At 64.7% G+C, this 12,770-nt stretch carries 13 protein-coding genes; 8 read left to right on the forward strand and 5 right to left on the reverse strand.

Annotated features, from left to right (window positions below):
• Positions 1-90 precede the first annotated feature (90 nt).
• On the reverse strand, positions 91-552 hold the full coding sequence (locus FCU66_RS39985) for an Lrp/AsnC ligand binding domain-containing protein (RefSeq protein ID WP_136625508.1): 462 nt from the start codon (positions 550-552) through the stop codon (positions 91-93).
• 127 nt (positions 553-679) lie between these two features.
• Here FCU66_RS39985 and FCU66_RS39990 point away from each other — a divergent pair, with 127 nt between their 5' ends.
• Positions 680-1,675 carry an ornithine cyclodeaminase family protein gene (locus FCU66_RS39990; protein ID WP_136616382.1) on the forward strand — a complete coding sequence of 332 codons (996 nt, stop codon included), beginning with the start codon at positions 680-682 and terminating at the stop codon, positions 1,673-1,675.
• A 240-nt stretch (positions 1,676-1,915) separates the two neighbouring features.
• Positions 1,916-3,037: a tetratricopeptide repeat protein gene (locus FCU66_RS39995; protein ID WP_136625509.1), complete on the forward strand. Its 1,122-nt coding sequence runs from the start codon at positions 1,916-1,918 to the stop codon at positions 3,035-3,037.
• On the opposite strand, the gene FCU66_RS40000 is transcribed toward FCU66_RS39995, so the two are convergent.
• Complete coding sequence (locus FCU66_RS40000; protein WP_246094208.1) at positions 3,034-3,669, reverse strand: helix-turn-helix domain-containing protein; 636 nt, start codon at positions 3,667-3,669, stop codon at positions 3,034-3,036. The genes FCU66_RS39995 and FCU66_RS40000 overlap by 4 nt on opposite strands.
• Before the next feature lie 136 nt (positions 3,670-3,805).
• Between FCU66_RS40000 and FCU66_RS40005 the strand changes: the two genes are divergently transcribed.
• From FCU66_RS40005 to FCU66_RS40015, 3 genes are all read left to right on the forward strand, one after another.
• Complete coding sequence (locus tag FCU66_RS40005; protein ID WP_136625510.1) at positions 3,806-4,939, forward strand: NAD(P)/FAD-dependent oxidoreductase; 1,134 nt, start codon at positions 3,806-3,808, stop codon at positions 4,937-4,939.
• Between the two features lie 41 nt (positions 4,940-4,980).
• Positions 4,981-6,585, forward strand: coding sequence for an ABC transporter substrate-binding protein (locus tag FCU66_RS40010; protein WP_136625511.1), 1,605 nt, complete (start codon positions 4,981-4,983; stop codon positions 6,583-6,585).
• 239 nt (positions 6,586-6,824) lie between these two features.
• Complete coding sequence (locus tag FCU66_RS40015; RefSeq protein ID WP_136625512.1) at positions 6,825-7,919, forward strand: serine hydrolase domain-containing protein; 1,095 nt, start codon at positions 6,825-6,827, stop codon at positions 7,917-7,919.
• A gap of 39 nt (positions 7,920-7,958) precedes the next feature.
• Here FCU66_RS40015 and FCU66_RS40020 read toward each other — a convergent pair whose 3' ends face one another.
• Entirely contained in the window at positions 7,959-8,411 is a 453-nt protein-coding gene (locus FCU66_RS40020) for a MarR family winged helix-turn-helix transcriptional regulator (RefSeq protein ID WP_136622622.1), read from the reverse strand.
• Between the two features lie 114 nt (positions 8,412-8,525).
• Between FCU66_RS40020 and FCU66_RS40025 the strand changes: the two genes are divergently transcribed.
• Positions 8,526-9,341: a p-hydroxycinnamoyl CoA hydratase/lyase gene (locus FCU66_RS40025; protein ID WP_136625513.1), complete on the forward strand. Its 816-nt coding sequence runs from the start codon at positions 8,526-8,528 to the stop codon at positions 9,339-9,341.
• Positions 9,342-9,379: 38 nt separating this feature from the next.
• Complete coding sequence (locus tag FCU66_RS40030; RefSeq protein WP_342778266.1) at positions 9,380-10,897, forward strand: AMP-binding protein; 1,518 nt, start codon at positions 9,380-9,382, stop codon at positions 10,895-10,897.
• An 8-nt stretch (positions 10,898-10,905) separates the two neighbouring features.
• Here the strand turns inward: FCU66_RS40030 and FCU66_RS40035 are convergent, their stop codons facing one another.
• Positions 10,906-11,631, reverse strand: a complete 726-nt coding sequence (locus tag FCU66_RS40035; RefSeq protein WP_136625515.1) for a 3-keto-5-aminohexanoate cleavage protein — start codon at positions 11,629-11,631, stop codon at positions 10,906-10,908.
• 207 nt (positions 11,632-11,838) lie between these two features.
• Between FCU66_RS40035 and FCU66_RS40040 the strand changes: the two genes are divergently transcribed.
• A complete protein-coding gene (locus FCU66_RS40040) occupies positions 11,839-12,033 on the forward strand; it encodes a hypothetical protein (protein WP_168992273.1) in 195 nt (64 codons plus the stop codon).
• Positions 12,034-12,090: 57 nt separating this feature from the next.
• On the opposite strand, the gene FCU66_RS40045 is transcribed toward FCU66_RS40040, so the two are convergent.
• On the reverse strand, positions 12,091-12,770 hold a 680-nt coding region (locus FCU66_RS40045; RefSeq protein ID WP_136625517.1), incomplete at its 5' end, for an EAL domain-containing protein.

Raw genomic sequence — 12,770 nt, forward strand, 5'->3', positions numbered from 1 at the left:
CAGGAAAAGTGTGAAACGGTTTTCCGTCCGGAATTGCGTCAAAACAAAGGGTTAGAGCAATTCACCGTTTCCGTGAAACGGTGAATTGCTCTAGATCGGCAGCAAGGCGTCGGGCTTCACATTGGCGATAGAGGCGTAGGTGTGCGTTTCCCGCACCCCGGGCAGCGGCAGGATGACCCGCTGCAGGAAATCCTGGAACATCGCCATGTCGGCGATGCGCGCCTTGACCAGATAATCGAAGCCGCCGACCACCATGTGGCACTCGATGATCTCGGGCGCCCGCAGAACCGCCTCGGCGAAGCGGTCGAAGACATGCGGCGCCGTGTGGTCGAGCCGCACTTCGATGAAGACGAGCTGCGCCTGTCCGATCCTGGCCGGATCGAGCACGGCGCGCACCGCGCGGATGAACCCTTCGGCGAACAGCCGCTTGACGCGCTGCGCGGCGCCGGTTGGCGACAGGCCGACCCGCCGCGCCAGATCGAGCGTCGTGCGGCGGCCGTCCTCCTGCAACAAACGCAGCAGCGAGCGATCGATACGGTCGAGATCGTCCATTTCAGGATTCACACTTCTTGAGCCGAACAGGCGTGATAGTCACGCCAAAATAACAAAAACAGCATATTTCATCACGCCGATAGATCGCAATACCGTTGCCGTGCAACCGACAACGAAAGCGGATCCCATGACATCAGCGATATCGACCTCCCGCAGCGCCCAGGCCAAGGGCGACACGCCCGTGCTCATCCTGAGCGAGGCCGAGGTGAAAACCTGCATCGACCTGCGCCAGCTTCTCGACGCGCTCGCCGGCGGCTTCAAGGCGCTGTCCGGCGGCAAGGTCGTCAATCCGGCGCGGCCGCAGCTCGACATTCCGCAGGCCGGCTATTCGCTGGCCATGCCGGCCTGGATGGCGGGCATGCATCTGACGGTGAAGATCGTCAACGTCTTCGAGGGCAACATCGCCAAAGGCATCCCCAGCCACCTCGCCACCATCCATCTGTTCGACCCTGAGACGGGCATGCCGGTCTGCGTCATGGATGGCACCTACATCACCGCCGTGCGCACCTCCGGCTCGGCCGTGCTCTCGGTGCGCGAACTCGCCCGCCGCGACGCCAAGGTCGCGACGGTGGTCGGCGCCGGTGTGCAGGCCGGCCAGCATTTGCATCTTCTGCCGCTGGTGCGCGACTTCGCCGAGATCCGCGTCGTCTCAAAGGAATTTGCCGATGCGCAGGCGCTCGCCGCCGAGCATCCGGGGGTCGTTGCCGTCGCCGATATCGAGGCCGCGGTGCGCTCGTCCGACGTCGTCTGCCTGGCAACGCATTCCTATCAGCCGGTGATCTCGGCCGACTGGGTGCGGCCCGGCAGCCATGTCTCGTCGGTCGGTGTCGCCCCGCCCGGCGGCGAGTTGCCGGTCGAGCTTATCGGGCGGGCCAGCCTGTTCGTCGAGACCAGCGAGGCCTTCGCTCCGACGCCGGTCGGTTCCTGCGAACTCGCCGGTCTCAGCCCGCAAACCGGAACCGAGCTTGGCGACATGCTGCTCGGGCGGCGGCCGGGACGCGTCAGCGCCGACCAGATCACCGTCTACAAGGCCATGGGCGTCGCCATGGAGGACATGGTGGTCGCCGACCTCGCCTATCGCGAGGCGGTTCGGCGAGGAATGGGGCGGGCTGTTGTGCTTTAGGTACCAAGACGCCGATCAGCACGGTTATGCGGCATCGAAAGGCGCTTTGCGGGCGCGCCGGCACATCAAACCCGACAAAGTCCACATTTCTCCGCGCTACGCATGTCTTGATCAAGGGACGGCAAGCGCACATTTACCAGAACATAGGCATGTCTTCGATTTTAGTTGAGACATCTAACGTCCTGTTTCCGGAATACATATATTTGGCGAAACGGACCAGGATCAGGATTGTTTCTGTCGATGGACGAAGACGCCAAACAAGACCCGCACTCCGTCCATTCGGACCAGGAGTTGGACGCGGCCAAAGCCATCTATCGGTCAGGTGATGAGGCTGGTGCCGTACCCCTGTTCAAGAAGCTTGCCGAAGCCGGCTCGGCGCCGGCAATGACATGGGTCGGATACGTCTATCTGGAAGGCAGAGGTGTTGCCGAAGATTCCGTGGCCGCGCTTGACTGGTTTTTGAAAGCCGCCGAAGCCGGCGACGGCGAGGCCATGGGTTGGATCGGCCACATCTATTTCGGTGGCAACGGTGTCGATGTGGACAAGGCCACTGCATACCGATGGTATGTGAAGGCATCGGATGCAGGTGATGCCAGCGCGATGTCGTGGCGCGGCTACATGCTCTCGCAAGGGATCGGAGTGCCCGTCGATCTCGACGCCGCACGTCTTTGGTTCTCCAAGTCGGCGGAGTTAGGGGACGCCGACGGTCAACACAATTATGGGTCGGTTCTGGCGACTGCGGGTGAACGCGAGGAAGCAGATCGCTGGCTGCAAAAAGCTGCGGCGCAGGGCCATAAGGCATCGACCAAATGGCAGCGCCAACATGATGCCCACAATCTCCTGGGTGCAAAACGCTATGCGGAGGGTTTGCCTGTCCTAGAAAAACTTGCCGAGGATGGCGATGCGTGGGCACACGAATGGCTAGGGTATATCTACCTCTGGGGCCGTGGCGTCGCCAAGAATTTTGACGAAGCGGTCCAGCATTACGAAGCCGCCTACGAAGGCGGCCAGCACGCTGTCGCAAACCTAGCTGGGATTGCAAACTTCCGAGCCGGCCGCCCAGAGGTGGCTCTGAAGTGGTTGCGAACAGAGACAAGCAAGCCGATTTCCTCACTCTACTGGCAGTTCCGAGTCTTGGACGCGAACCCGCGGCTGGAAGACCACGCGGGCGAGCGCAATGAACTTCTGCTGAAGGCAGCCAAGGCCGGTCATCTTTACGCGCAACGCGCGCTCGCAATGCGGATGATCAAGGGCCAAGGGAATTTTGGCACTCGGCTTCAGGGGCTTCGAATGTTCTGCGGGATCTTCCCGCAAGTGGTGCGGATTGTCGACAACGACCCGTATGACGAGCGCCTATACTAACCCATTGCTTCCCCTACCCCTCCACCGTCTCCAGCACACTCAGCAGCGTGCCTTCCATATCCGGCTCGTCGCCCGAACAGACGCACAGCATCTCGGCGTCGCCTTCGCCGACCGAGAGGTAGGCATGGCCCATGGTGGAATCGATGTAGACGCTTTCGCCCTGTTTCAGCCGCACCGGCGCATACTGGTCGGTGTGCAGGCTCGATCTCGCCCTTGAGCACGATCAGGAATTCCTCGCCGGCATGCTTGGTCAGCGGGCCGAATTCCTGCGGCGTGCGGGCGCGCGCATAGGCGTGGATCGGCACCATGCGCTTGCGCACCAGATCGGTGGCCAGATAGCGGTAGTCATAGTTGCGGGTCAGTTGGCGCAGCGTGTTGGACTGCGAGGTCACCGAGCGACGCGTGCGCGCCGACGGCTGCTTGCGGTCGCCGCTGAGCAGTTCCGTCACATGGATGCCCAGCCCTTCGCAGATCTGCAGCAGCTTGTCGTAGCTCAGCGACATCTGGTCGTTCTCGACCTTGGACAGCGTCGACACCGCGACGCCGGTGAGCGTGCTGACCTCCTGCAAGGTCCAGCCATGCGTTTTCCTGAGGCCGCGCAGGCAATCACCGAGGTTCGGTTGCTCCGACATCGTCAGCTCCATGGCGCGGCGATCACGCCGCCTGTCATTCCTAGGTAGTCCAACTCCTTGCCGCTATCAACAACGCTAACAATTTTCTTATACGCTAAATATTGACTGGATACGAAATTATTTCTACCCCTAGGGGATGCAGTCGAAGTCTCCCCAAAAAATCGTCGTCATCGGCGGCGGCATTGCCGGCCTCTCGCTGGCGGCGGCCGTACAGCCCTGGGCCGAAGTCACCGTGCTCGAGCGCGAGCCGCATCTCGGCTACCACGCCAGCGGCCCCTCGGCGGCGCTGTTTTCCGAAACCTACGGCAATGCGCTGGTGCGGGCGCTGTCGCTGGCCAGCCGGCAGCAAATCGTCGATGGCGGCTTTGCCGCCCACCGTCGCGGCGCGCTGCATGTCGGCGGCCTCAAAGACAGTGCTGCCGTCGACCGCATGGCGGCGGAGATGCAGGCGCTGGTGCCGAGCGTGCGGCGCCTGTCGGCTGCGGAAGTCAACGCGCTGGTGCCGGTCATCGCCACGGCAACCACCTGCGGCGGCGTCCATGAACCCGGCGCGCTTGATGTCGACACCGGGAAGATGCTTGCGGCTTCAGCCTCCACACTCAAGGCGGGCGGCGGCGTGATCCGCACCGGCGAAGAGGTTCGCGAGATCGCGCGCACCGCAGCCGGCTTCAGCGTCACCACCCGTGCCGGCGCCTATCAGGCCGATATCATCGTCAACGCCGCCGGTGCCTGGGTCGACGTCGTCGCCGGCTTGGCGGGGCTCTCCGGCCTCGGCCTCCAGCCCAAGCGGCGCACCGCCTTCCTGTTCGATCCGCCTGCCGGCATCGACATCGGCGCCTGGCCGCTGGTGGTCGACCTGCACGAACAGTTCTACTTCAAGCCGGATGCCGGCAGGCTGATCGGCTCGCTGGCCGACGAGACCGATTCCGAGCCTTGCGACGCCTATCCGGAAGACATCGACGTCGCCATCGCCGTCGACCGCATCGAGCAGGCGACCTCGCTGCGCATCGGCCGCCCGTCGACGCCCTGGGCCGGCCTGCGCACCTTTTCGCCCGACCGCACGCCGGTCGTCGGCTTCGACCCGCGCCTGCCCGGCTTCTTCTGGCTTGGCGGCCGGGGCGGCTACGGTTTCCAGGTGTCGCTGACGCTGGCGCGGCTGGGTTCTGCGCTGCTGCGCGGCCAACCCCTGCCCGACGACCTCGCGGCGCGCGGCGTCACCTCTGCTGCGCTGGCGCCTGACCGTTTCCTCACCCCGGCGGCGACGCCATGAAGTTCACCTCAACCCGTAAAGTGTCATCAGGAGCGTTTGCGATGAAATCCACCGTTCTGCGCGCAGTGCTTACCTCGTCCCTGCTGGCCTCATCCGTCCTTCTCGGCGGACAGGCCTACGCCAAAACCCTGGTCTATTGCTCGGAAGCCAATCCCGAGACCTTCAACCCGGCGATCGGCACCGCCGATTCCACCATGGACGCCGCCGCCAAGACGATCTTCAACCGGCTGGTCGAGTTCAAGCCGGGCACGACCGAGGTCGGGCCGGCGCTGGCCGAAAGCTGGGATGTCTCATCGGATGGCAAGACCTACACCTTCCATCTGCGCCATGGCGTGAAATTCCAGTCGAACGAGCATTTCACGCCGACGCGTGATTTCAACGCCGACGACGTGCTCTACACCTTCAACCGCCAGCGCGACGCCAACAATCCCTATCACAAGCTCGGCGGCGGCACTTACGAGTACTTCAACGCGCTGGGCATGGGCACGCTGATCGACAAGATCGACAAGGTCGACGACCACACCGTGCGCTTCACGCTGACGGCGGCCAACGTCACCTTCCTGCCCGGCATCGCCCTCGACTATCTCTCCATCCTGTCGCTGGAGCAGACCGAAAAGATGGTCGCCGCCGGCACGCCGGAGCTGATCGACTCTGAACCGGTCGGCACCGGCCCGTTCGTGCTCGACGCCTACGTGCCCGACAGCCAGGTCCGCTACACCGCCAACAAGGATTACTGGCGCGGCGCGCCCAAGATCGACACGCTGGTCTTCGCCATCACCCCGGAGCCGACCACCCGTGTCGAGCGCCTCAAGGCCAATGAGTGCCAGGTCGCCGCCCCGCCGCCGCCAAGCGCCGTCGCCGATTTGCGCACCGATCCCGACATCACCGTGCTCGACCTCAAGGGCCAGAACATCGGCATCCTCGGCTTCAATGTCGAGCACCAGCCGCTCGGCGATGTGCGCGTGCGCATGGCGCTGGCCAAGGCCATCGACCGCAAGGCGATCGTCGACGCCGTCTATGCCGGCGCCGGCACGGTGGCTGGCAGCGTCGTGCCGCCGGCACAGATCGGCGCCGTCACCGACGCCGGCATCGACTACGATCCCGACGGCGCGAAGAAACTGCTGAAAGACGCCGGCCACGAGAGCGACCTGAAAATCAGCCTGTGGGCGATGCCGGTATCGCGACCCTACAACCCCAACGCCAAGCGCATGGCCGAGATGATCCAGGCCGACTGGGCGAAAGTCGGCGTCAAGGCCGAGATCGTCAGCTTCGAATGGGGCGAATATCTCAAGCGCACCGCAGCGGGCGAACAGGACGCCTACTTGCTCGGCGGCAGCAGCGACAATGGCGACCCCGACAACATGCTGAGTTATCTGCTCTCCTGCGACGGCGTGAAGGGCGGCTCCAACCGCTCGCGCTGGTGTGATCCGGCCTTCGAGAAATTGTTGCAGGACGGCCGCGTCGCCGCCGACCCCAAGCAGCGCGCCGACATCTACGCCAAGGCGCAGGCGATCCTGAAGGTCGAGGTGCCGGTGGCGCCGATCGCCCATTCGGTGGTGGCGATCCCGATCCGCAAGAGCGTGCTCAACTACGTGCTCGACCCGTTCGGCCGGCAGAATTTTGCCGCGGTCGATATGGCGGAGTAGGACCTGGCGCGGCGCCCCCTCATCCGGCCGCTACGCGGCCACCTTCTCCCCGGTGGGGAGAAGAGGTCTTCAAGCGCCGGCTCCTCTTTCGGCGGCAGACAGGAAGCGTCGATGGGCGGACGTGGCACCCTCTTCTCCCCGCCGGGGAGAAGGTGGCCCGAAGGGCCGGATGAGGGGCCTTCAGGCAAACGCACGGCGGCACGATCTAGAACAGCAACACAGCTAGTGAGACCACGACGATGAAAGACCTGACTTCCCTCCTCAACAGCTACCTCGCCGACGGTGCGGTTGGCGCCTCGCTGGCCTACTCGACAGGCGCCGCACCAACCGCCGTCACCGCCGGCCTCGCCGACCGGGAGCATGGCGTTGCTGTCTCGCCCGACCGCTTGTTCAAGATCGGCAGTTGCACCAAGACCTTCGTTGCCGCCGCCCTGGTCAAGCTCGCCCAGGACGGCAAGCTCGATCTCGGCGCGCCGATCTCCCGCTGGTTTCCCGATCTGCCGGGCGCCAGCGCCATTTCGGTGCGCCAGCTGATCAACCACCGCAACGGCCTGCCGGAGTTCGAATATTACATTCCGATGGATCCGAGCCGGCAATGGACGCCGCAGCAACTGGTCGACATCGCCTTCGCTTCCGACAAGCAGAAGACGCCAGGGGGAGCGGCCGTCTACAACAACACCGGCTATGTTCTGGCCGGCATGGTGATCGAGGCCGTCTCCGGCCAGTCGCTGGGCGGCTATGTCAGAAGCGCGGTGCTGCAGCCGCTCGGCCTGGAGAATACCTGGTCGCCGGCCACCGAAGCCTTTCCGGAAAAATCGATGGTGCGCGGCTACTACCACCGGCCGCCGCCCCCAGCGAATGCGCCCACCGACATCGCCTCGGGCGGCGAGATGTGGCGCATGGACGGCGTGCTACCCTATTCCGACGCATTGCAGGATTCTTCGGATTCCTTCCCGTTCGGCGCCGCCTATGGCTGCGGCGACATGGTGTCGACGCCGTCGGATATGGTGGCGTTCATGCGCGGTCTGTTTTCCGCAAAATTGCTGTCGCCGCCCTTCTTCGCCGAGATGTTCGAACACCGCGTGCCGGCAAGTTTCCCCGGCACCCGCATGCGCGAGACCGGCGCCGGCATGTTCCAGAGCGCTTATGCCGACCGCGCCTTCTACGGCCACCAGGGCAGTATCCCCGGCTACGTCGCCGTCATGCTGCACGACCCGGAGTCGAGCCTGACCATCGCCATGACCAGCAATGTCGGCTCCGGCAACCGGCTGTCCTTCCAGGCCAGCGGTTTGCATCCGGTGGTCGATAAGGCGATCGAAATCATCCTGAGGTGACGGGCAACGCAGCGGCTGTCCCGCGCCGCTGAGGCAGCCTCAGTCTTCGTCCGTCCAGATCAGGCGCAGCAACCGAAGCAGCGTCGCCCGCTCTTTTTTCGTCAGCCTGTGCAGGAACCGGTCCTCGTGCCGGCGAACCTGTTGCCGCCATCCCGGCATGGCCTGCCTGGCCGCCTGCGTCAGGGCGAGCATCTGCACGCGTTTGTCGCCGGCATGGTCGTCGCGCTCGACCAGCCCGCGTTCTTCCAGTTCGGCGAGCAGCGGCGCCATATTGGCGCTCTTCATGCCGAGCAGGCGGCAGAGTTCCGCGGCGCGAATGCCGGGCTTTTCATCGATCAGCGCCAGCATGCCGTAGGTGACCGGGCGCAGCGCCGCGTCGGTCAGCTCGACGGCGAAATCATTCAAGGCGAAGGCCGAGGCGCGCCTGAGATTATAGCCGATCTGCGCATCGAGCGCGTCTTCGGGACTGGTGCGGAGCCGTGTCTTTTCCATGCTTCAACCGATCGCCGCGAACATCCCCTCTTGTCAAGCAAAAAAGACTATGCGACATAGCAAATACGATAGCTATGCTGCATAGCAATTTAAGCGGAACGGGAGGACCTGACCATGACGCAAGAGACCGTTGCCTTCGACATCGAGAACGGCGTCGCCTGGGTTCGCTTCAACCGGCCGGACAAGCGCAATTGCATGAACCCGGCGCTCAACCGGCGCATGATGGAGGTTCTCGACGAACTTGAATTCCGCGACGATGTCGGCGTGCTCGTGCTGTCAGGCGAAGGCAGCGCCTGGTCGGCGGGCATGGACCTCAAGGAGTACTTTCGCGAGACCGAGGCCAAGGGACTTGGCGCCATCCGCAAGGCGCAGTCCGAAGCCTATGGCTGGTGGCGCCGCCTGCGCTGGTACGGCAAGCCGACTATCGCCATGGTCAATGGCTGGTGTTTCGGCGGCGGCTATGGCCCGCTCTTCGCTTGCGACCTCGCCTTCGCTGCCGACGAGGCGCAGTTCGCTTTGTCCGAGATCAATTGGGGCATCCTGCCCGGCGGCGGCGCCACCAAGGTGGTGGTCGACCTCCTGTCGATGCGCGACGCCATGTACCACGCGCTGACCGGCGAGCTCATCGACGGCAGGAAGGCCGCCGCCTGGAAGCTGGTCAATGAAAGCCTGCCGCTGGCCGATCTGAAGGCGCGCGTCACCGAGGTTGCGAACACCTTGCTGAAGAAGAACCCGATTGCCCTGAAGGCGACCAAGGACGCCATCCGCCGCGTCGCCGAGATGACCTACGACAATGCCGAGGACTATCTGGTGCGGGCCCAGGAAGCGGCGAACTCGCATGACAATGAGGGCCGCAAGGAAGGCATCCGCCAGTTCATCGACGAGAAGAGCTACAAGCCCGGTCTCGGCGCTTACGACAAGGCAAGGTGATCCCGCAGAGACAGCGCAACCCTGGGGAGGAGATGCGAATGCCGGCCTGGACGACATCGGATCCCGTGGCCCTGCACGCCAGGGCGCAGCCGGATCGCGTCGCTTGTGTCGACCTGGCATCCGGCCGGCGCTGGACCTATGCCGCGCTCGACGAGGCCATCCAGCGCGCCGTCGGCGTGCTCGAAACCGGCCATGGCATCGAACAGGGGCAACGGATCGCCACGCTTGCCCGCAACAGCGCCGACTTGGTTATCCTACAGCAGGCAGCGATGCGGCTCGGCGCCATCTTCGTGCCGCTCAACTGGCGGCTCGCCGGTGCCGAGCAGCAGGCGATCCTGGCCGATTGCGATCCGGTGCTGCTGTTGCACGGCACCGCCCTTGAGATGATGACGCTGCCCAAGGGCTGCGTGCCGATCGAAGTCGCGGCCTTCGCGGCGGCAGTCGAGGCGCATGTGCCGGCGCCGCGCCGTCCGCTGCCGGCCAGCGATGCACCCTCGATCATCCTCTACACATCGGGTACATCAGGCCGGCCGAAAGGGGTCATCGTCACCGAGGCCAACGCCTTGGCCACCGCGGTCAATTTCGGCGTGCTGGGACGCGTTGGCAATGCCAGCGTCTTCCTCTGCGACGCGCCGATGTTCCATGTCATCGGCCTCATCACCAGCCTGCGCCCACCGCTGCTGCAGGGTGGCACGGTGTTGATCTCGCCCGGCTTCGATGCTGGCGCCACCAACCGCCGCCTAGCCGATCCCGCGCTCGGCGTCACCCATTATTTTTGCGTGCCGCAGATGGCCAGGATGCTGCGCGACCATCCGGATTTCGCACCGGCGAATTGGACCGCGCTCACCGCCATCTTCACCGGCGGCGCGCCCAATCCAGCCGCAGACATCAACTGGTGGCTGGCACAAGGTGTGCGCATGGTCGACGGCTTCGGCATGACCGAAGCCGGCACCGTGCTCGGCATGCCTATCGAGGCCGACCGGATCGCCAGCAAAGCGGGCGCGGCGGGCCTTGCGGCGCCGATGATCGGGCTGCGCATCGTCGACGACGCCGGCCGCGACGCCGCAGCCGGGGAGCCAGGCGAGCTATGGCTGTCCGGCCCCAGCATCACATCAGGCTACTGGAACCGGCCGGAGGAGACAGCGCGTGCCTTCACCGCCGATGGCTGGTTCCGCACCGGCGACATTGCCAGGCAGGATGAGGAAGGCTTCGTCACCCTTGTCGACCGCCGCAAGGACATGTTCATCTCCGGCGGCGAGAACGTCTATCCGGTCGAAATCGAGCTGGCGCTGCTCGACCATCCCGACATCGCAGAAGCAGCCGTGATCGGCGTCGCCGACGAGCGCTGGGGCGAAGTCGGGCGCGCCTTTGTCGTGATCAAACCCGGATGCGTTGTCGATCCGGCTGATCTGGCAAGTCATTGCGGCGCCCGCCTCGCCCGCTACAAGGTGCCGAAGGAATTTTTGCTCGCGCAAACGCTGCCGCGCACCGCATCCGGTAAGATCCAGAAGCACATTTTACGCAGTTGGACAGCACCGGCCGGCGGGCAGACCTGAGGCGCCGTTCAGACCGCAGGCGCACCGCGAAAAATCGCCACGGCCGCAGCGACGATTTCCGCATTGTCCTTCGCTGTCGTTCCGTCGGCGAGCGTCTTGCCATCTTCCAACCCGACCCGCGTCGACCAGCGCTTTTGATGCGCAAGCTCCACGAACGGCCAGACCGTGGCGTCGACGCCATGCAGCAGGATCGGTCGCCGCACCCCGGCGCGTTCGAGCACGGCGGCGATGCCGCGCGCCTCGTCCAGCGCCGCCATCAGGTTTTGAATGTCGATCTCGATCAGGATGCGCAGCACGCGGCTGTGCTCGGCAAGCGCGACGAACCGCTCGGTATCGGCGATGTTGGCAAGCCCGGCCTCGATGCCGACGCCACGCTGGCGCAACAACACCATCACGGCGGGCGCATCCGCCTCCGACAGATTGACCGAGGCATAGTCGGGCAGTTCCCGCCAGCTGGCGATCGCCGCACGAGTCCGCTCGACATCGTTCTCGATCCAGGCACCCGTCGACACGCCGACCAGCGTGCCCGGACAAGCCTGGCGCACCGCCAGCACGGTGGCATTGACGGCCGCCAGGCTTTCGTGCCCGTCCATGCCGCGCGGATGGATATGCAGTTCGGCGGCACCTGCGGCGACGCAGGCGGCGGCTTCGTTGGCCATCGCCTCGGCGGTCAGCGGCAGCTGGGGATGAAAATCGCGCGGACGCGCGCCATTGATGCAGGCCTGAACGATCATCGGTCTCACCTCGACAGGGAGGCACAGTCTAGCTGTACGCCGGTGGAACTGCCAATCTCCCCCACGAGGGGGGAGATCGGCAGCGTCACCGGCCACGCCTCCCTCCGCAACATTCGCCGGCATTTGAATAAAAGCCGCCTGTGGATATTTACCCGGCGTTCCCTCGCCTCCGGCAAGGTATTTTAGGGTGGGATAATGGAGAGACCATTGACCAGCGATTTTTCAGCCGCCCGCATCCACCTCGAACGCGCCTATCACTATCTGCAAGGCAATGACGAGGCGAGCCGCACGGCCTGTGACGCCCTCGATCTGTTGATCGAAACAGTGGCGGAAGCGCAGCACAGGCCATCCGAAGCTGGAGTGCTGGAGTTTCCGCAATCGACGGCGCGACGAACCGGATAGAATGGGTCGAGATTCAGGTCAGGCCGGTCGGCCGGGCCTGAATCTCGACACCCCGGATCACGATGCCTTGCGGGCCGCAACCACCCCGGTCGCGCGCACGACAATCTGCTCCAGCGGCTCTGGCCGGTGCAGCAAAAATCCCTGGCCGTAGGCGACGCCCATGTCGCTCAGCATCGCCAGCGTGTCCTGCCGTTCGATCTTCTCGCCGACCACGTCGCAGCCGAGGCTGCGGGCGATGCTGGTGATGGCCAGCACGATCTCGCGGTCGAAGCGGCTTTGCGTGATGTGCTCGATGAAGGAACCGTCGATCTTGATCGTGTCGACGGGGAAGCGCCTGAGATATTCGAACGAGCTCATGCCGGCGCCGAAATCGTCGAGGCTGACCCGGCAATGCCGCTCGCGCGCCTTGCGCACGAATTGTTCGGCGGCGTCGAAATTCGTGACCGCGGCGGTTTCGGTGATCTCGAAGCCGATGCCAGAATGCGGCGCCCCGGTTTCTTCGATGACACTGTCGACGAACGCCCACAGCTGCGGATCGCTCAGCGTCTGCGCCGACAGGTTGAAGCCGAGCGTCAACGCGCCCGAGCGCAAGGCGGCACCATGCCGCGACAGCGCCGTGCGGATGATCCAGCGGTCGAGCCGCGATGCGATACCGAAACGCTCGGCCACCGGAATGAACTCGCCGGGCGGCACCAGCCGGCCGTTGCGTGCGACGAGCCTGGCCAGCACTTCGACAT

The sequence above is a fragment of the Mesorhizobium norvegicum genome, from assembly GCF_004919685.1.
GTDB classification, from domain to species: Bacteria; Pseudomonadota; Alphaproteobacteria; order Rhizobiales; family Rhizobiaceae; genus Mesorhizobium; species Mesorhizobium norvegicum.

Bases quoted from the DNA above. Each gene is read 5' to 3' on its own strand.
- FCU66_RS39995 (WP_136625509.1), top strand. From the start codon at position 1,916: ATGGACGAAGACGCCAAACAAGACCCGCACTCCGTCCATTCGGACCAG.
- FCU66_RS40025 (WP_136625513.1), top strand. From the start codon at position 8,526: ATGACGCAAGAGACCGTTGCCTTCGACATCGAGAACGGCGTCGCCTGG.
- FCU66_RS40015 (WP_136625512.1), top strand. From the start codon at position 6,825: ATGAAAGACCTGACTTCCCTCCTCAACAGCTACCTCGCCGACGGTGCG.
- FCU66_RS40010 (WP_136625511.1), top strand. From the start codon at position 4,981: ATGAAATCCACCGTTCTGCGCGCAGTGCTTACCTCGTCCCTGCTGGCC.
- FCU66_RS40005 (WP_136625510.1), top strand. From the start codon at position 3,806: ATGCAGTCGAAGTCTCCCCAAAAAATCGTCGTCATCGGCGGCGGCATT.
- FCU66_RS39990 (WP_136616382.1), top strand. From the start codon at position 680: ATGACATCAGCGATATCGACCTCCCGCAGCGCCCAGGCCAAGGGCGAC.
- FCU66_RS40035 (WP_136625515.1), bottom strand. From the start codon at position 11,631: ATGATCGTTCAGGCCTGCATCAATGGCGCGCGTCCGCGCGATTTTCAT.
- FCU66_RS40020 (WP_136622622.1), bottom strand. From the start codon at position 8,411: ATGGAAAAGACACGGCTCCGCACCAGTCCCGAAGACGCGCTCGATGCG.
- FCU66_RS40030 (WP_342778266.1), top strand. From the start codon at position 9,380: ATGCCGGCCTGGACGACATCGGATCCCGTGGCCCTGCACGCCAGGGCG.
- FCU66_RS39985 (WP_136625508.1), bottom strand. From the start codon at position 552: ATGGACGATCTCGACCGTATCGATCGCTCGCTGCTGCGTTTGTTGCAG.
- FCU66_RS40000 (WP_246094208.1), bottom strand. From the start codon at position 3,669: ATGTCGGAGCAACCGAACCTCGGTGATTGCCTGCGCGGCCTCAGGAAA.